We start from the raw sequence: 18,627 nt of genomic DNA, 5'->3' as shown, positions 1-18,627 counted from the left end.
CAGAGGTGCCCTTAACTAATCAATCGCACCTTCTTCAAGAGGTGTGGAAATTTCAATATCATTTACTTCGTCCACTTTAGGCTCGACAATTGTGTTAAAGCCGTCATGCGACAAGCGGTTGAAGAATGATTTACTTTCCATAATGACAACAGGACTTAATACTGCTAGAGCAAGCAAGTTTGGAAATGCCATGAGTCCGTTAAATATATCTGCCAATGTCCAAACTTGACTTACCGTAAGATAGGGACCGACAAAAACGGCGGCAATCCAGCAATAACGGAAAATTTTCGATGCTTTTTCGTTATTATTTGTCAAATATGCCAAACAACGCTCAGCGTAATAATTCCACCCAAGAATCGTAGAATAAGCGAAAAGTGCCAAGCAAAGAATTAAAAGGAATCCTGCTAACACGTGATTGATTGGCAAAGCATTTTGAAAAGCATAAATGGTCACTGCTGACCCTTGAAGTCCTTCTACTTTCCATGCTCCTGTCAATACAATTGAAAGTCCTGTCATGGTGCAGACAATAATCGTATCAATGAAAACTGCTGTCATTGACACAAGACCTTGACGCACGGGTTCATTCGTTTTCGCTGCTGCTGCTGCAATCGGTGCTGAACCGAGTCCTGCCTCGTTAGAGAAAATCCCACGTGCCACACCTTTTTGCATTGCAACAAACATCGCTCCTATCGCTCCACCTGTTGTCGCTTTTAAACCAAATGCAGAAGAAAAGATTTCTGCAAACGCACTTGGGATAGCTTTTATATTGAAAAGTATTACAAATAGACATAAAGCGATATACATTACCACCATAGCTGGAATCATTTTTTCAGATACTGAGGCAATTCTTTTTACTCCGCCAATCAAAACAAATGCTACACTTGCTGTAACGACAAGTCCTACAATAACAGTAATCCAACCTGTTTTCATTCCAAATAAATCAAAAGAATACGTCAATTCTTTGTCAAACAATCCTTGGAAACCTGTTGTAATCCCTGTAATTTGTGTAATCGTTCCAATTCCGAGCAATCCTGCTAAACAAGCGAAGAATGCAAATAATTTGGCTAGCCATTTATATTTTTCACCCATTCCTTTTTGAATGTAATAAAATGGACCACCAAGTGCTTTGCCGTTTTCAGTAAACACACGATATTTTATCGCCAATACACCCTCTGCAAATTTCGTACACATACCGACAAGTGCTGCCAGCCACATCCAAAACAATGCACCGGGACCTCCGACACAAATCGCAGTCGCCACTCCTACAATGTTCCCTGTTCCAATTGTTGCGGAAAGTGAAGTACATAATGCTCCAAAAGAAGAAATCTCTCCTTCACCGTCCTCCTCATTTGCCAACATATATCGCATCGCTAAAGGTAAACGGCGAAGTTGTAATCCTTTTAAGCGAATGCTTAAATACAGACCCAAGCCAATAATAATGAAAATCATTGGCAATCCCCAGACTTTTTCGTCGAACCATTCTAACCATTGTGTAATATTCATCGCATTCACCTTTTCTTTGATTTTTTATTTTTTATAATACCACGTTTTGCAAATTTAAACAATGAATTTTCTGAATGTTTTTGGTAAAAATAAATTTCGTTCGGTTTTTCGTGCAATGAAAAAAAGGAAACAACAGGGATGTCTGTTATTTCCTTTTCACGCTAGATACCTCTAGTCTTTTCTCAAATTTCTCAACAACTCATCAATTTTATTGCCATATTGAACGGATTCATCACGTTCAAAGATTAAGTCTGGAATTTTGTAAAGCGTTAAACGTAAACCTAATTCACGCTTGATTGTGCCTTTAGCTTTTTCAAGTCCTAACTGAGCTTTTTCGCTCTCGCTTGCAAGGTCTGAAAGAACGCTATAAAACACTGTTGCCTGTGATAAATCTCCTGTCACACGCACGTCTGTAATTGTGACTTCTCTCACGCGAGGATCACGCACACGCTTTTGAAGAATATCATTTACTTCACGTTGAATTTCTTGTGCTACACGTAAGGCACGAAAATTTGACATTTTCTTCTCCTTGTCTATTTTTATTTGCTTAGGGGTACCTCTAAAAACTCGCACTTATCCTAAATTGCTAGTTTTCCGATTTTCTTCGTCAGTCTCCTCAACCTTGTCTAGCTCCGAGGGGCAGAAGTCTGGCAACTGCTCACAATGTCGCTAGAAACTTACGTTTCTAGTAAATGAACGACAGTGTTCGCTGTTGCAGACTTCAAAACGCACCTCTCCGCTTTTCTTGTCACCACATAGTTTTCGTCGATTTCCTCGAAAATCAAAAAACTAGCTAATTTAGTCTTAAGCGGAGTTTTTAGAGGTGCCCTTAGAAAAAACATTCGCAAGGCTTTTTGCCTTTTACCTTGCGAATGTCACTTGTGAGAAATTAATCTTTTCTCTTGATTTCTTCCATAACAAATCCTTCAACTACATCGTCTACTTTCAAATCATTGAAGTTTTCGATCATAAGTCCGCCTTCAAAGCCTTTTTTCACTTCTTTTACATCGTCTTTGAAGTGTTTCAAACTTGCAAGATTTCCTTCGTAAATAACGACACCGTCACGAATGACACGCACGCCTGAATTTCTTTGGATATACCCGTTTATCACGTAGAATCCACCAATCGTGCCGACTTTCGATACTTTAAAGGTTTCACGAATTTGAGCTTCACCTGTAATTTTCTCTTCAAATTCAGGGTCAAGCATTCCCTTCATCGCATCTTCGATTTCTTCGATTACTTTGTAAATAATGCGGTGCAAACGAATGTCTACTTCATCCGTTTCAGCTTGCTGTTTCGCTTGTGGTGTAGGACGTGTGTTGAAACCAATGATAATCGCATTACTTGCCTCAGCAAGTGTTACGTCGCTTTCATTAATCGCTCCAACTGCCGAGTGAACAATTTTCACACGCACGCCTTCCACTTCGATTTTTTGCAGACTTGCAGAAAGTGCCTCTGCACTCCCTTGCACATCCGCTTTGATAATTACATTGACGTCTTTGATTTCTCCGTCTTTCAATGTATCAAAGAGGTTTTCAAGAGACACATGGCTTGCCACTTTGCGTTGTTCCATTACGGCACGTTTTGCACGTTCTTCCCCTGCTTGACGAGCTGATTTTTCATCTTCAAAGACAACAAAGTGATCTCCTGCTTGTGGTACATCGTTTAACCCTGTAATTTCAACTGGCGTCGCAGGTCCTGCCGTCTTGTCACGACGTCCACGATCATTCACCATTGTACGCACACGTCCGAAAGTATCTCCAACTACGATAGGGTCTTGCACACGAAGCGTTCCTTGTTGTACCAAAAGAGTCGCAACTGTTCCTTTTCCTTTATCCAAACGTGCTTCGATAACTGTACCAATTGCACGCATTGTAGGGTCAGCTTTCAATTCTTCTACTTCTGCTACAAGCAAAATATTTTCAAGCAATTCTTCGATATTTTGACCAAATTTTGCTGAGATGTTAACAAAAATCGTATCTCCACCCCATGCTTCTGGAATAAGCTCATACTCAGAAAGCTCTTGGATTACACGGTCTGGATTTGCTCCCGGTTTGTCGATTTTATTGACCGCTACAATAATCGGCACACCTGCTGCTTTGGCATGGTTAATCGCCTCAACCGTTTGTGGCATAACTCCGTCATCTGCAGCTACAACCAAAATCGTAATATCCGTAATACTTGCTCCTCTCGCACGCATTGAAGTAAACGCTGCGTGTCCCGGTGTATCAAGGAATGTGATTGGTTTGCCGTGAACATTGATTTGGTAAGCACCAATATGCTGAGTAATTCCTCCAGCCTCGCCACTTGTTACGCTAGATTTACGCAAGGTATCCAAAAGCGTTGTTTTCCCGTGGTCAACGTGTCCCATAATCGTCACAACTGGTGGACGCTCTGTCAATTTGTCTGGATCGACTGCCTCTGGTTCAAAGAATTTGTCAATATCCGCAATATCCACTTCAATTTTTTCTTCTGATTTCATGCCATAATCAATCGCAAGTAATTCTAGGGTATCTTTATCAAGTGATTGATTTTGTGTTGCCATAATCCCCATTAAAAAGAGTTTTTTCACGATTTCAGCAGGTTCACGTTTGATTTTCTTCGCCATTTCTGCGACTGTCATCCCGTCAGAGTAGACAAAGACCTCTGGCAATTCATGGAATTTACGTGCAGGAGGAGCAGGTTTTTGCACTTGTTGGTGTTGACCTTTCTTCCCTTTTTTCGCTTTTCTTCCTTTGAAGTTACTGTTTCTGTTGTCGTCCCAACGTCCGCCTTTATCATTCGTGCGATCGTTGCTACGATTATCACGACGACGATTGGTACGGCTGTCTTTTGTTTCTACTACTGGCACATCACTTTTACGTGCCTCACGTGGTGCATTTCCTCCACCTTGTGGACGATTGCCGTTTCCTTGAGGACGATTGTTGTTAAAACGTCCTCCGCCTCCTTGAGCTTGAGGACGATTGCTGTTGTAACCTCCTTGACGGTTGCCGCCTTGTTGGTTCGTGCGGCGGTCGCCTTGACCTTGTTGGTCACGTCTTGGTCTGTCATTACGACGTTCGCCTTGTTGTGTGCGAGCTTGACCGTCATTGCGACGTTCGCCTTGTTGCGTACGACCTTGAGTGCCTCCTTGTCCTTGAGGACGATTGCCATTGTAGCCTCCTTGGCGATTGCCGCCTTGTTGGTTCGTGCGGCGGTCGCCTTGACCTTGTTGGTCACGTCTTGGTCTGTCATTACGACGTTCGCCTTGTTGCGTGCGACCTTGACCGTCATTGCGACGTTCACCTTGTTGAGCGTTTGGATTGCGATCACGACGTTCAAAATTACGTTTTTCGCCACCACCTTGACGAGAGTCTCCTTGTGGTTTTCTGTTTTCACGCACTCCCTGCTCTTTCCCTTGCGAATGAGGGGCAGCTGGTTTTGGCTTTGTTTGCTGATTCAACTGTTTTTCTTCCTTTCGCATAGGCTTTTGCTCTACTTTTTTCGGTGCAGGTTTTGGAGAAAAGCTAGATTTGATTTTCGCTTCCTCTGAGCTGTCTACTGTGCTAGAATGACTTTTCACGTCAATTCCTAATTTATGTGCAGCCTCTACTACATCCTTGCTCGCTTGATTCATTTCCTTTGCTATTTCATAAATTCTTTTTTTACTCAATAAATTCACCTTCCACACTGACTAGAAGTTCTATCATTCTCTTCGCAAATCCTTTGTCCGTTACTGCAATGACTTTCCTGCTCGCACCAATCGCATTGCTTAATTCTTGGTGGGAAAAGAATAGATTATAGTTGACTTCATATGTCTTGCTTTTATCTGTTATTTTTTTTTTCGTGTTTTCACTTGCATCATTTGCTATAAAAACTAGTTTTGCCTTTTGTCTCCGAATTTCCTCTAGGACTAACTCCTCGCCTGTCACTAAATTGCGACTGCGTTGTGCCAAACCTAACAAATTCAGAACACGCTCCTTATTCATCATCCTTAAACAATTCCTTACGTGCTTTTTGATGCACTACATAATCATAAAGCTCTTGATAAAATTCTTGCGTAAGTTCTACTTCTAGCACTCTATCAAGGATTTTCTTTTTCTCTGACAATTTTACTTCGTCAGGCTCTAAGGCAATGTATGCTCCTCTGCCAGCCGATTTTCCAGTTGGGTCAATACTTACCACTCCTTCTTTCGTGCGGGCAATTCGTAACAATTCTTTTTTAGGAAAACTCTCGCCTGATACAACGGATTTTCTCATAGGGATTTTTCTTTGCTTTACCATTGGTCATTCCCCCTTAATTTACAAGCAACAATCCATTACTCCGTTTCAACTACATCATCAGCAGCTACTTCTTCATAAACTGTTTCATCCGTTGTTTCTTCGGCAAACAATTCTTCTGTTGCTTTTTTTGCATCATAAGCTGCTACACGCTCGTCATAACCTACTAAAAAGTCGTCCATGTCGCTTTCTTTTTTAATGTCAATTTTATATCCTGTCAAACGAGCTGCTAAGCGAACATTTTGCCCACGTTTCCCGATTGCAAGAGAAAGTTGGTGGTCAGCTACAAACGCTGTTGCCACACGATTGTTATCTGGTTCAAAGAAAATATCAATCACTTCTGCTGGATTAAGTGCGTTTGAAATGTAGACAAACGGGTCATCACTATATGCTGCAATATCCATATTTTCACCAGAAAGTTCATTGACAATTGCTTGCACACGACTTCCACGAGGGCCTACGACTGTACCAATTGGGTCAACATTTTCATCATGACTTCTCACTGAAACTTTCGCTCTATCTCCCGCCTCACGTGCAATGCTTACGATTTCTACCGTTCCGTCATAAATCTCTGGCACTTCCGCTTCAAACAATCGACGTAATAAATCAGGATGTGTACGACTTACATTGATTTGAGGACCTTTCGTTGTTTTGTTCACCTTGTAGACAAACACTTTAATGCGGTCATGCGGGTGGTAAACTTCTGTTGGAATCTGGTCTTTTTTCGTCATTACCGCTTCGATTTTCCCAAGATTGACATAGATAAAACGATTATCCATACGCTCAACCGTTCCTGTCATGACATCATTTTCATATTGTGAGTATTCATTGTAAATAATTGCACGTTCTTCCTCACGAACAGTTTGCACAATGACTTGCTTGGCTGTTTGAGCGGCGATACGCCCAAAATCTTTCGGTGTTTGCTCTAACTTAATCTTATCGCCCACTTCATAATGAGGATTTAACTCATGTGCCTGTTCAAGACTCATTTCTAGTTGGCTATCAAAGACCATATCGACGACTTCTTTTACTTGATAAACCTTAAAATCGCCTTTTTTCTCATTAAATGCTACCTGAACGTTTTGAGCTTGACCGTAATAACGCTTGTAGGCTGCAACAAGTGCTTTTTCAAGAGCCTCAATAACAAGCTCTTTTTTCACACCTTTTTCTTCTTCAATCGCATCTAATGCACGTAACATTTCTTTCGACATTGCTGTTTTACTCCAATCTGTTTTAGAATTTTATCGCTAAGCGTGCTTTGGCAATATTTTTTCTGTCAAATGTCAATTCTTTTTCTCTGGTTTTTATTTTGAATTTCAAGGTTAATTGTGTATCGGTAAACGAGATTAAATCGCCTTCGTACACTTTTTCGCCCTCAACAGCTTGATAAAGTGAAAGGTGAATGTAATTTCCAATCGCTTTTTCATAATCTGCCTCTTTTTTCAAAGGACGCTCTGCTCCGGGGGAAGAAACCTCCAGAAAATAAGCCTGCGGGAACGGGTCAGGGTCTAGCAAATCAAGTTTTCCACTCAACGCTTCGCTCACAAGTGCCGTCTCTTCAATATCAATGCCACCTACTTTGTCAATAAACACTCGAAGAAAATAATTTTTTCCCTCCTTGACATATTCCAAGTCCACAAGCTCGAAATCCTTCTCTTCTAAAATTGGCGTAACAAGCTCTGTTACTGTTTCAACAATTGTAGACAAATTTTTTACCCCCTTGCTCTCTACTAGATACACTACCGAAATATTCCTGTAAAAAGAGTGAGCAGAATTACCTGCTCACTCCGACTTAGTATCTTTACAATGCTTACTTTAACATAGAATACTTTGTTTTACAAGGAAATGGTTCTTATTTCTAAACAACTTAAAAAAATCATCTGTTTTTCGCCTTTAACGCTCGGTCTATTTCTCGTTTTTGGTCACGTTTTTTGAGTGTTTCTCGTTTGTCGTATTGTTTTTTCCCTTTGGCTACACCAATCAAAACTTTGGCAAAACCGTCTTTTAAATACACTTTTAACGGCACAAGAGTGACCCCGCTTGTTTTGACTTCGCCGATAAGTTTCGCAATTTGCTTTTTGTGCAAAAGTAATTTTCTCGTGCGAAGCGGGTCGTGATTGAAAATATTTCCTTGTTCGTATGGTGAGATATGCACATTCCACAGCCACACTTCTCCATTTCGTATGCGAGCAAACCCGTCTTTTAAGTTAATTCTTCCTGCACGAATGGACTTTATTTCCGTTCCTTTTAGAACAATTCCCGCCTCAAGTGTATCTAAAATCTCATAATCATGACGTGCCTTTTTATTTTGGGCAACGACTTTTCCTTCTCCTTTTGGCAATTTTTTCACCTCTTCTTATTTCTTCTTCCCTTTTTTCGCTACTTTTTTATAAAAGGGTTGATTTTTCTTTCCTTTTTTCTTTTGGAAATTTTTACCAAATTTCTTTGATTTTTTATGAAATGCTTTGAATTGAGCATTTTCTTTTTTTGTTTTTTCTTTGAGTTTTCGCTTTTTCCCCTCACGTCTCACTTGAGTTTTATTTTGATATTCAACAGGAGAAACCTCTTCACTTGATACAAACTCAAAATCAATTTCTCTGGTTGCCACATCAGCTTTTACCACACGTACCACGATTTTTTGACCGATTTTGAACACACGCCCTGTACGCTCACCCACAAGTGCCAAATGCTTTTCAATAAAATTGAAATAATCATCCTTTAATGCAGAAATATGAATCATTCCCTCAATCGTGTTTGGCAATTCAACAAAGAAACCAAATTTCGCTACGTTTGAGATAATTCCTTCAAATTCTTCGCCAATATGTGCCTGCATGTATTCTGCTTTTTTCATCGCATCCACTTCACGCTCGCACTCCACTGCTCTGCGTTCCATTTGGCTAGAATGTGTCGCAATTTCTGGCAACAATGCACTCCATTTATCCTGACGTTTCTTCTCTGTCGTTTCATTATAACTACGAATTAAGCGATGAACAAGTAAATCTGGATAACGTCTGATTGGGCTGGTGAAATGCGTATAAAATTCCGCCGCAAGTCCATAATGACCGTAATTGTACTCAGAATAACGTGCCTGCTGCAAACTGCGGAGCAACATGGTGTTAATCACAGCCTCTTCTGGCTTGTCTGCAACAGCTTGTAACACTTTTTGCAATTCTATTTGCTCCAAATGGTCGACCGTTCCATGAATCGCCACACCAAAAACACTTGCAAAATCAAAGAAACGCTCTAGTTTTTCCGCTTTTGGATGTTCATGCACACGATAAATAAACGGGAGATGATTTTCTGCAAAATGACGAGCAACTGTTTCATTGGCAATCAACATAAAGGACTCAATCAAACGCTCACCTGTTGCACGAGATCGAAGTAAAATATCTTGTGCTTTTCCATTTTCATCAACCAAAATTTTCGCCTCATGGTCATCAAAATTAATCGCCCCACGCTGTTGTCGCATCTCTTCCAAAATATGATGAAGATGTGCCATTTCCTCAAACATTGGCACAAGTGAGGCATATTTTGCACATTCTTCCTCATCTTTTTCATCAATAATTTTATTGACCGCCTCATACGTCATTCTCTCACTTGTCTGAATGACAGAAGGAAAAATTTCGTAGTTTACGACTTCTCCTTGTGCATTAATTTCCATTTCACAACTCATCGTCAACCGTGGAACTTTAGGATTGAGTGAACAAATCCCATTAGACAAACGGTGTGGAATCATTGGAATTACACGGTCGGTCAAGTAAACACTCGTTCCTCTGTCGCTTGCCGAAAGATCAATCGCTGAATTTTCCGTTACATAGTAACTCACATCTGCAATATGCACACCTAAGTGATAATTGCCATTCTCTTTTTTCCAAACCGTCACGGCATCATCAAGGTCTTTTGCATCCGCTCCGTCAATTGTCACAATCGTTTGACTGCGTAAATCACGTCTATCTTTCAAATCACTTTCGGCAATTTCATCAGGGATTTCATTTGCCATTTTCATCGTTTCTTCATCAAATTCAATCGCAATCCCATGAGAATGGATAATCTCTAAAATATCAATTCCCGGGTCATCAATATGCCCGATTACTTTCTTGACAATGCCCTCAAGTGCTGTGGAATACGCTTTTTCTGGATAATGTGTAATTTCAACAATCACCACTTCTCCCTCAACTGCACGAATCCCTTCAGCTGCTACATAGCAAGTGTATTTTGAGAGTTTTTTATCTTTTGGTTCGATATAACCATAAAGATCCGTTTCTCGCACTTCTTCATCGGTATAAGCGTGAAAAGCTCCCACCATTTGCGTTAACGCACGATGCTTTATAGCTACTACTCGCCCTTCTGCTCCTCGATCAGAAAACGGATCGCCGGGTTTGGTAATGTCAATTTCTACCACATCTCCGTCAAGAGCAAAATTGGTCTCGCCACCTGCAATAAAAACATCAGGTTCTTCTGGGTCAATTGTCACAAATCCAAAACCACGCTCATTTGCACGGAAAACTCCCTCAACAGTTACCGTTGGCTGTGGCAAATAGATTTTGCCTTTTTTATTGAATAGCACCACACCCTCACGTTCCATTTGGGCAACCGTTTGAACCAATTCTTTAAAATCACTCGCCTTATTCAACTGTAATGCCTGTGCCAATTCTTCCATGGACAAGCGTTTATTTACTTGTTCTAAATACTCTTTAATTTTTTTTCTTATCACGTTTTTCCTCCGTAAAGATTCTTTCTTTACTATATTCTATCATAACTAAAAAAGCTTGGGGAAACCCCAAGCCATTAATGTGCATCAATATACATCAATACAAATGCTAAAATTAACCAAATTGCTCCAAGAATCGCCGTTGTTCTTTGCATAACTGCCTCGAATCCACGAGCTTTCTGTTTGCCAAATAATTGGTCTGCTCCACCTGTAAAGGCACTCGCCGCTGAATTTTGCTTGCTTGGTTGTAGCATAATGGTAATCACAATAATGACTGAAATTACTAATAAACATCCTAAAATAATTGATTTCACTGTTTTAAATCCTTTCCCTGCTTTTCATTTACTTGTCCACATAAAGCAGCCTATTCTCAAATCACTCATTCTTTATCATAACATAAAATTGTCTATTTGACGAGGGAAACTGTTTTGATTTTGGAAAAAATTATTCTCCTCGCCAAAACTCCTCCAATACTTCACGCAGTCGCTCAGGTGTGCCTACTACTTCGTGCGGAAACCAGTGTTGTGGGAATAACTCTTGCACGTCACGTCTGGCAAAACGTTCGTCTATGAGCAAGACTACTCCTTTGTCTTTCATTGTGCGAATGACACGACCAGATGCTTGGATGACTTTATTCATCCCCGGGATTTGATAGGCATACAGAAAGCCTTGCTTGTTTTCTTTATCAAAATATTCTTTGAGTAAGGAAAGTTTCTCGTTAATTTGTGGCAAACCAATTGAAATAATCGCTGTGCCGATTAATCTATCGCCTTTTAAATCAATGCCCTCTGAAAAAACGCCACCAAGCACACAAAAAGCAACCGTTGTTTCACTAGGATTTTCTTGGAATTTGGCAAGAAATTGCTCACGTGCTTGTTCTGTCATCGCCACATCTTGTATGAAACTCTTCACCTCAGGATAACGTTCTTTGAACAACAGGAATGTCTTATCCATATACTGATAAGACGGGAAAAAGAATAGGTAATTCCCTTTCTTTGCATGAACAAATAAATACAAATGTTCTACCAAATCCTTCATCGAATTTTCACGATTGCGATACGTCGTAGAAATCATGCGGTCAATCATTACTTGTTGTCGCTCTTTTTCAAATGGACTTGGCAAAAGTAGCGTATAATCGCTTTTTCTACCACCCAAAAGTTTTTTATAGTAAAAAAGTGGAGTGAATGTTGCTGAAAATAAAATGCTCCCTTTTCCTTTTTCTAAAATTGACTGCAAAATTTCACTTGGATTTAAGCATAATTCGCTTATCAAAAGATCATCATTTACTTTTTCTACTGTTGTGACAAAATGCTCGTCATAAAATTCGCCAATTCTTTGATAGCGTAGACAGTCAAAAAATACTTGTAAAAATTCTTCTTGATGTTCAAATTCCTTTTTTTCACCAAGATATTCCCGACCTTTTTCAATAAATTCATAAATTGGATGAATCATCGACTCTGCTGGGAGCGATTGCGAATAAAAATCACTTGTCATTCTTTCATGAAATGAATCAAATACTCGCTCAATTTTTCCCAAAGGTTTCGACAAATGTTTCTCGTCAACAAACAATTTTCTCACTTTCCGAATGGCATTTTTACTCAACGTTGCTGAATACATTGACCTTGCTCGATCAATGAGATTGTGCGACTCATCTATTAAAAAAATACTTTCCGTCGTCTCGCCAGAAAAAAAGCGTTCTAAGGCAACTCGCGGATCAAATAAATAGTTGTAATCGCAAATAATGGCATCCACCCAAAGCGAAGTGTCAAGACTCAGTTCAAACGGACAAACCGAGTGTTTGCGAGCAATTTTTTCGACAACTTCTCTTTTTAATTCGTTGTTTTCCGTCAAAAGTTCCCAAACTGCACCGTTTCTCCGCTCGTAATAGCCATTGGCAAACGGACACGCCTCAGGAGTGCATTTGACTTCTTCCATAAAACAAATTTTTTCTTTTGCCGTAAGCGTGATACTTTTCATCTCTAAGCCTTTTTCTCTCAAGAGTGAAAACGTGTTTTCTGCCACCGTTCGTGTGATTGTTTTGGCAGTCAAGTAAAACAATCGCTCAATAGCAGACTCACTTTCAGCAAACCATTTTATCGCAGGAAACAAAGTGGAAATCGTCTTCCCCGTTCCTGTCGGAGCTTCTGCGTACAATTTTTTCTCCTCACGCAACACTTGAAAAACCGCTTTTGATAAATTCCGTTGTCCGCTACGCCACTCGCCAAATGGAAATGCCAAGGATTGTATCGACTGATTGCGTTCACTCTCCCAATCAACACGAAATTTCAACCATTTTTCATATTCGGAAAAACATTCTTGGAAAAATGAGGTTAATTCTGCCAATCCAAATGTCTGTTGCGTTCTTGTGATTTCTTCACTTGTCGTCTGAAAATAGGTCAACTGCAACGTAATTTCGCTTAAATTTTCCTCCAAGCAATAAAAATACCCATACACTTTGACTTGCCCCCAATAAAGTGCAAGTTTACTTTCTTCGATTTCAGAAAAAACGGTTTCACTCGTTTTGATTTCGTCAATAAAAATCTCTGTTTCGCTATGAACAATTCCGTCTGCCCGTCCTTCGATTTGCAGGGTGAAATCTTCTTGGTGAAACGCTCTTTTCAGCACTACTTCGCTTGCATAATTCTTTCCATACTGAGCAGTCATCTCTTTTTGAATTTCACGATGAATACGACTGCCCTCAAGTGCAGAATGAGTGCTAGTAGAACTTGTGCTATCTAGCGAACCTTTTTTCAAAACAAATTCTACAAATTCACGTACAGATATTTTTTTCATCTTCTCATCTCCAAATTTTGACTCAAGGTAGATTACCTCTAAAAATAAGGCTGGGACTTTTCACACTCATTTAGCAACAGTGGGAAGTTTCCACTATCGCAAATGAGTGTTTGTCCCAACCTCGTTTTTATAACACTTTTACAATCAACCAATAGGCAATTACAATTGCTCCGAGTGCAATACGATATTTACCAAACACAGAAAAATTGTGTCGTTTCAAGTAATCGACTAAGAACTTAATCGCAATAATCGAAATGAAAAATGCGACTGCACTCGCAATAAATAACACGAGTGTCTGTTCAACACTGAAAGAATTGCCTTTCAGTAAAAATTTAAAAATTTTAAGCCCGCTGGCACCAAACATAATCGGAATCCCTAGGAAAAATGAAAATTCCGTTGCTACGTAGCGAGAACAGCCAATCAGAATCGCTCCTAAAATAGTTGCACCACTTCGGCTAGTTCCCGGAATGAGTGATAGCACTTGGAACGAACCGATAATAAGTGCAGTTTGATAGGTGAGGCTATTCAATGATTTTATCAATGGCTCGTGTGTTTCATTACGTTTTTCAATGACAATAAATGCAATCCCATAAATAATCAAAGTAAATGCCACAACGACAAAATTATACAAATGTTCGTCTAACCAATCATCAAATAAAAGTCCTAAAATTGCCGCAGGAGCCGCAGCTACCACCACCTTAAACCATAATTGCCAAGTGTCATGTTTTTCACGCTCATTTTTTTGTGGGCTAAACGGATTAAGTTTGTGAAAAAATAGCACAACTACCGCCAAAATGGCACCAAGTTGAATGACAACGTTGAACATTGACATAAAGTCTTCACTTTCCTGCATTTTGATAAATTCGTTCACTAAAATCAAATGTCCCGTACTCGAAATCGGAAGCCACTCGGTAATTCCTTCGATAATGCCTAAAATAATGGCTTTCCATAGGTTTGCTATTAGCATTTTACTCTCCTTTACTTTGGTTAACTACGAGTTCCTCTGACGCTACGCTGAGGGGTGATTTCCAAATCCTTAAAAGTTTTCAAGAGTTCCTGATTGTCGCTAGTGTTTTTCAACAAACGAAGGAATTGTTCAGTATAATCTAGTGCATCACCTGTCATAGAATTTCTGAGTTTCCACGTTTCTTCGAGTTGCTCCTCACTCATGAGTAGCTCCTCTTTTCGTGTGCCAGATTTTTTGACATCAATTGCTGGGAAAATGCGACGTTCAGACAATTCACGTGAAAGTTGCAATTCCATGTTTCCTGTTCCTTTAAATTCCTCGTAAATCACGTCATCCATGCGACTTCCCGTTTCAACAAGTGCCGTTGCTAAAATCGTCAAGCTACCGCCTTCTTCAACATTTCTTGCGGCACCGAAGAATTTTTTCGGTTTGTAAAATGCTGCTGGGTCAATCCCTCCAGAAAGTGTACGTCCACTCGGTGGAATCACAAGATTATACGCACGAGCGAGACGTGTGATAGAATCCATTAAAATCACAACATCACGCTTATCCTCCACTAAACGCATCGCTCTTTCTAAAACCAGTTCAGCAACTTTTATGTGATGAATCGGTTCTTTATCAAACGTTGAAGAAACAATCTCACCTTTAATTGAACGCTCCAAATCTGTTACTTCTTCTGGTCTTTCATCAATGAGCAAAACAATTAATTCCACATCTGGATAATTTTCCGTAATGCCGTTGGCGATTTCTTTTAAAATGCTTGTTTTCCCAGCTTTTGGCGGTGCGACAATTAAGCCACGTTGCCCAAAACCAACAGGAGAAAATAGGTCAACCATACGTGTAGAAAGTCTGTTTTTCGCCGTTTCCAAACGCAATTGTCTCTCTGGGTAAAGAGCGGTAAGTGCAGGGAAGTGGTCACGATTTTTCGCTTCTTCTGGGTCACGACCGTTGACACTTTCTACTTGCATTAATCCATAATTCTTCTCTCTCTCCCTTGGCGGACGGACTTTTCCGCTTACCAAATCTCCCTCACGCAAACCAAAACGTAACATTTGGGAATTGGAAACATAGACATCTTCTTCTGATTGAGAATAATTAATTGGTCGAAGTAAACCAAATGATTCATAACGTCCTGTCTCTTTATTGCGTATTGTAATAACATCTAATACGCCTTCCATGACAAAAAAACCTTGTTCTTTCGCCTGTTCACGCAAAACAGCCAAACTCAATTCTTTTTTGTTCATCTTAGAATAATTGGTAATTTTAAATTCTCGAGCATAATTGTAAATTTCTTTTAGCGTTAGTTGCTCAAGCTCTGCCATTGTAATAAAATCAGCCATTTTCCACCTCTTTTTCTACTAAGCGAATATCTGCACCTAGTTTCGTTAATTTTTCAATAATATGGTCATAACCACGTAAAATAAATTCCACATTGTGAATGGTTGTCACGCCTTCTGCCATTAGTCCTGCGGTAACGAGTGCTGCTCCTGCTCTAAGGTCGCTTGCCACTACATCTGTTCCTTGCAGTTTATTCGGTCCCTCAATCATAATGTGATTGCTCTCCACCCGAATATTTGCACCCATTCTAGCAAGTTCTGGCACGTGATTGATGCGTTTTTCATAAATCGTATCCATTACCTCGCCCAATCCTTCTGCTTTTAGCAAAAGCGGGGTAATCGGCTGTTGCAAGTCTGTTGGAAATCCCGGATAAGGATAAGTTTTCACTTTAATCATTTTCAGTTTTTCAGCAGGTTTCACCGTGATTGAATCTTCACGAATGACCATTTCCACACCCATTTCTTCGAGCTTGGCGATGTAACTTTCCAAATGCTCGTAAAGAACGTTGTTGACGGTAATCCCGTTTTTCGTTCCTTGTGCTGCTGCAAGTGCGAGGTACGTTCCTGCCTCAATTCTATCTGGGACAACCGAATGACGTGTACCGTGAAGAGTTTCCACACCAGTAATGCGAATTTCATCTGTCCCTGCACCACGTACTTTTGCTCCCATGTTGTTCAAAAGTGTGGCTACATCAATAATTTCTGGCTCTCTCGCTGCATTTTCAATAATCGTACGCCCTTTGGCACGAACAGCTGCAAGCATGATATTAATCGTTGCTCCAACTGATACATTGTCCATGAAAATATGCGTTCCCACTAAACCGTTAGAATCCGTCCGCAAATACATTGCACCAAATTCATTATGCACATCTGCCCCTAGTGCTGTAAAACCTTTGATATGCAAATCAATCGGTCTAGGACCTAAATCACAACCGCCGGGAAGTCCTACAACTGCCTCGCCAAATTTCCCAAGCAATGCCCCCATAAAATAATACGAGGCACGAAGAGAATTAATTTTCCCGCTAGGCATTGGAATACTGACGACATTGGTTGGATCAATCGTTAAAACATCTCCCTCATGTGTGACACTTGCCCCCATAATCTCAATAATTTCTTTTAGACTATCTACATCTGATATATCAGGCACTCCCTCTAGTATAACAGGAGAGTCAGCTAATATCGCCGCAGGAATTAACGCTACCACAGAGTTCTTCGCTCCGCTCACCGTCACTTCCCCCTCCAGAGGTTTGTTGCCATGAATAATAATTTTTTTCATTGAAATTTCACTCTTTCAGAATTGTTGTTTATGTGAATAATTAAGGATACCCTAATACAAGTATTTGAAGAAAATCTTACTATCTATGATTAACTCTAAAAATTCTCGATTATTTCAAGTTAATAGAGCAACTATAAGAAAAAATTTCTAAACACTCCGATTTATCTTACCATATATTGAGCGGAAAGGGTACTATATTCTATAAAAAAGAATACCTAGCACCTAAACTAGGTATTCTGTTCTAACGTTTACACTTCTCTTTGTTTCAATCCTTTGACATACGTGATTAAACCGAACGACACCATGTAAAGTGCTAAAATCACCATGACAACCGTGTTGTAGCTGAGGTGGAGCTTATGCACGATGAAAGATGAAAGCTGATTGCCACTAAGTCCTGCAAATGCCCAAGCTGAAAGCACTAAACCGTGTACTGTTGAGATTGTACTCATACCGTAGTGCTGGTCAAGTAGCACTGGGAGAGTAGAAAAGCCTCCACCATACCCTGCATTGACAAGGAATAAAAGCATAAAAATACTCCAAAGTTCATATGGTGAAATCATGTGCATAATCAAATAGGCACCACAGGCAAAAATTGACATACTGAACAAAATTTTGTAGCTTGTTTCTCTAAATTTAAAGCGATCAGATACGCTTGAGAAGAAAAGACGTCCACCTGTGTTAAATGCCGCATCAACTGCCATAACTGTCGCAATCACACCAATAATGCTTGCCTCTGTAAAACCTTTTTCATGCAAAACAATTTTCAAGAAATCTTTTTCTTGTGAAATAAGTGCTAAACCACAGGTAATATTGAGGTAGAACATGAACCAAATTGGCAGAAATTCTTTTCGTTTCATCAAATCAAAGCGTTTCACTGCTGATTTTTTAGCGGAATAGACATATCCTTTCGGACGTTTGATAAGCACAAATGCAAGGAACATCATGCCTGCATAGAAGCACGCAAGAATGTAAAACATATTGACCAATCCAACTTTTGGAATCAAAATTTCCATTGCTGGTGTTGCAATTACTTTTGCCAGTCCAAATCCTGCAACCGCAATCCCTGTTGCTAATCCTTTATTGCCTGAAAACCAAAGCATTAAATTTTTCACAGGAGTCAAATAACCAACACCTAAACCGATACCCATTAAGACACCGAAAGAAAGATAAATACCTAGTAAAAAGTGTGTGGAAATGGAAAGTCCTGTCAAAGCAAATCCTAAAGTAAAGCAGAAAAGTGCAACAAGCGAAGAACGTTTGATGTCCTTTTCAACGAGTGGTCCCAAAAAGGCGGCACTCATTCCTAAAAAGAAAATAGCGAGCGAAAAGCCCCATTCGACCGTTGCCGCAGAGGTGTTGAACTCATCAGCGATTAGCTGTTTGTAAACACTCCAACAATACACACTTCCAATTGATACATGAATTAATAGTGCAGGTATCGCTGCACGAACCCATTTGTTTTCCATATAAAACGCTCCTTCTCTTTTTTCCTCTTGTCATTTCCAAGAGCAACCAAATGTTTTCTTACATTCTTCTTGACCCCAAAACGATAAAACCGTTTCAAATGTAATCGTTCACATTGTTATTATACTGTTTTTTTATTTATTTTTCAAAGAAAATATAAAATACATTTGAAGTATATAAGAATAAAGGTACCTCAAAAAAAATAAAAAACGCAGAAAGTCAACGTATTAAAACGGACGTCATGCGTTTTTAGGTTGAGATGAGGGCTGAGTTTTGGTCGCAGTTCGCAATGCCGTTTGTGACAGACTTCAGAACG

Annotated in this window: 15 protein-coding genes; all 15 read right to left on the bottom strand. The window is 39.8% G+C overall.

Annotation, left to right across the window (positions count from 1 at the left end; all coding sequences use genetic code 11):
- Positions 1 to 15: 15 nt before the first annotated feature.
- The 15 genes from B5D30_RS01595 to B5D30_RS01525 all read right to left on the bottom strand — a co-directional run bounded on the left by B5D30_RS01595 (position 16) and on the right by B5D30_RS01525 (position 18,313).
- Positions 16 to 1,497, bottom strand: coding sequence for an alanine/glycine:cation symporter family protein (locus B5D30_RS01595; RefSeq protein ID WP_407675487.1), 1,482 nt, complete (start codon positions 1,495 to 1,497; stop codon positions 16 to 18).
- A gap of 177 nt (positions 1,498 to 1,674) precedes the next feature.
- Positions 1,675 to 2,022: a 30S ribosome-binding factor RbfA gene (rbfA, locus tag B5D30_RS01590; RefSeq protein WP_078806279.1), complete on the bottom strand. Its 348-nt coding sequence runs from the start codon at positions 2,020 to 2,022 to the stop codon at positions 1,675 to 1,677.
- Between the two features lie 370 nt (positions 2,023 to 2,392).
- Positions 2,393 to 5,155, bottom strand: a complete 2,763-nt coding sequence (infB, locus tag B5D30_RS01585) for a translation initiation factor IF-2 (protein WP_078806278.1) — start codon at positions 5,153 to 5,155, stop codon at positions 2,393 to 2,395.
- Entirely contained in the window at positions 5,148 to 5,471 is a 324-nt protein-coding gene (locus tag B5D30_RS01580; protein WP_078806394.1) for a YlxQ-related RNA-binding protein, read from the bottom strand. Before B5D30_RS01580 ends, infB begins: the two co-directional genes overlap by 8 nt.
- The gene (gene rnpM, locus B5D30_RS01575; protein ID WP_078806277.1) at positions 5,464 to 5,766 is read right to left on the bottom strand and encodes an RNase P modulator RnpM; all 303 of its coding nucleotides are present in this window, start codon (positions 5,764 to 5,766) and stop codon (positions 5,464 to 5,466) included. The genes B5D30_RS01580 and rnpM overlap by 8 nt, the downstream gene beginning before the upstream one ends.
- Before the next feature lie 35 nt (positions 5,767 to 5,801).
- On the bottom strand, positions 5,802 to 6,974 hold the full coding sequence (nusA, locus tag B5D30_RS01570) for a transcription termination factor NusA (protein WP_078806276.1): 1,173 nt from the start codon (positions 6,972 to 6,974) through the stop codon (positions 5,802 to 5,804).
- A 22-nt stretch (positions 6,975 to 6,996) separates the two neighbouring features.
- Positions 6,997 to 7,470, bottom strand: a complete 474-nt coding sequence (rimP, locus tag B5D30_RS01565) for a ribosome maturation factor RimP (protein ID WP_078806275.1) — start codon at positions 7,468 to 7,470, stop codon at positions 6,997 to 6,999.
- 169 nt (positions 7,471 to 7,639) lie between these two features.
- Complete coding sequence (smpB, locus tag B5D30_RS01560) at positions 7,640 to 8,104, bottom strand: SsrA-binding protein SmpB (RefSeq protein ID WP_078806274.1); 465 nt, start codon at positions 8,102 to 8,104, stop codon at positions 7,640 to 7,642.
- Between the two features lie 15 nt (positions 8,105 to 8,119).
- Positions 8,120 to 10,477 carry a ribonuclease R gene (gene rnr / locus B5D30_RS01555; protein ID WP_144399441.1) on the bottom strand — a complete coding sequence of 786 codons (2,358 nt, stop codon included), beginning with the start codon at positions 10,475 to 10,477 and terminating at the stop codon, positions 8,120 to 8,122.
- A gap of 74 nt (positions 10,478 to 10,551) precedes the next feature.
- Positions 10,552 to 10,788 carry a preprotein translocase subunit SecG gene (secG, locus tag B5D30_RS01550; RefSeq protein WP_078806272.1) on the bottom strand — a complete coding sequence of 79 codons (237 nt, stop codon included), beginning with the start codon at positions 10,786 to 10,788 and terminating at the stop codon, positions 10,552 to 10,554.
- Positions 10,789 to 10,918: 130 nt separating this feature from the next.
- On the bottom strand, positions 10,919 to 13,267 hold the full coding sequence (locus B5D30_RS01545) for an ATP-dependent DNA helicase (RefSeq protein WP_078806271.1): 2,349 nt from the start codon (positions 13,265 to 13,267) through the stop codon (positions 10,919 to 10,921).
- 127 nt (positions 13,268 to 13,394) lie between these two features.
- Entirely contained in the window at positions 13,395 to 14,234 is an 840-nt protein-coding gene (locus B5D30_RS01540; RefSeq protein WP_078806270.1) for an undecaprenyl-diphosphate phosphatase, read from the bottom strand.
- A gap of 20 nt (positions 14,235 to 14,254) precedes the next feature.
- Positions 14,255 to 15,574, bottom strand: a complete 1,320-nt coding sequence (rho, locus tag B5D30_RS01535; protein ID WP_078806269.1) for a transcription termination factor Rho — start codon at positions 15,572 to 15,574, stop codon at positions 14,255 to 14,257.
- Positions 15,567 to 16,847, bottom strand: coding sequence for a UDP-N-acetylglucosamine 1-carboxyvinyltransferase (locus B5D30_RS01530; RefSeq protein ID WP_078806268.1), 1,281 nt, complete (start codon positions 16,845 to 16,847; stop codon positions 15,567 to 15,569). The genes rho and B5D30_RS01530 overlap by 8 nt, the downstream gene beginning before the upstream one ends.
- Before the next feature lie 248 nt (positions 16,848 to 17,095).
- Positions 17,096 to 18,313: an OFA family MFS transporter gene (locus B5D30_RS01525; RefSeq protein ID WP_078806267.1), complete on the bottom strand. Its 1,218-nt coding sequence runs from the start codon at positions 18,311 to 18,313 to the stop codon at positions 17,096 to 17,098.
- Positions 18,314 to 18,627: the final 314 nt, after the last annotated feature.

It is taken from the genome of Pilibacter termitis, from assembly GCF_900167335.1.
In the GTDB taxonomy this organism is placed as follows: Bacteria; Bacillota; Bacilli; order Lactobacillales; family Streptococcaceae; genus Pilibacter; species Pilibacter termitis.
The sequence above is the reverse complement of the archived record's forward strand: the minus strand, read 5'-3'. Positions and strand labels throughout refer to the sequence as shown.

Bases quoted from the DNA above. Each gene is read 5' to 3' on its own strand.
- rho (WP_078806269.1), bottom strand. From the start codon at position 15,574: ATGGCTGATTTTATTACAATGGCAGAGCTTGAGCAACTAACGCTAAAA.
- nusA (WP_078806276.1), bottom strand. From the start codon at position 6,974: ATGTCGAAAGAAATGTTACGTGCATTAGATGCGATTGAAGAAGAAAAA.
- rbfA (WP_078806279.1), bottom strand. From the start codon at position 2,022: ATGTCAAATTTTCGTGCCTTACGTGTAGCACAAGAAATTCAACGTGAA.
- B5D30_RS01525 (WP_078806267.1), bottom strand. From the start codon at position 18,313: ATGGAAAACAAATGGGTTCGTGCAGCGATACCTGCACTATTAATTCAT.
- B5D30_RS01540 (WP_078806270.1), bottom strand. From the start codon at position 14,234: ATGCTAATAGCAAACCTATGGAAAGCCATTATTTTAGGCATTATCGAA.
- B5D30_RS01580 (WP_078806394.1), bottom strand. From the start codon at position 5,471: ATGAATAAGGAGCGTGTTCTGAATTTGTTAGGTTTGGCACAACGCAGT.
- rnpM (WP_078806277.1), bottom strand. From the start codon at position 5,766: ATGGTAAAGCAAAGAAAAATCCCTATGAGAAAATCCGTTGTATCAGGC.
- B5D30_RS01545 (WP_078806271.1), bottom strand. From the start codon at position 13,267: ATGAAAAAAATATCTGTACGTGAATTTGTAGAATTTGTTTTGAAAAAA.
- B5D30_RS01530 (WP_078806268.1), bottom strand. From the start codon at position 16,847: ATGAAAAAAATTATTATTCATGGCAACAAACCTCTGGAGGGGGAAGTG.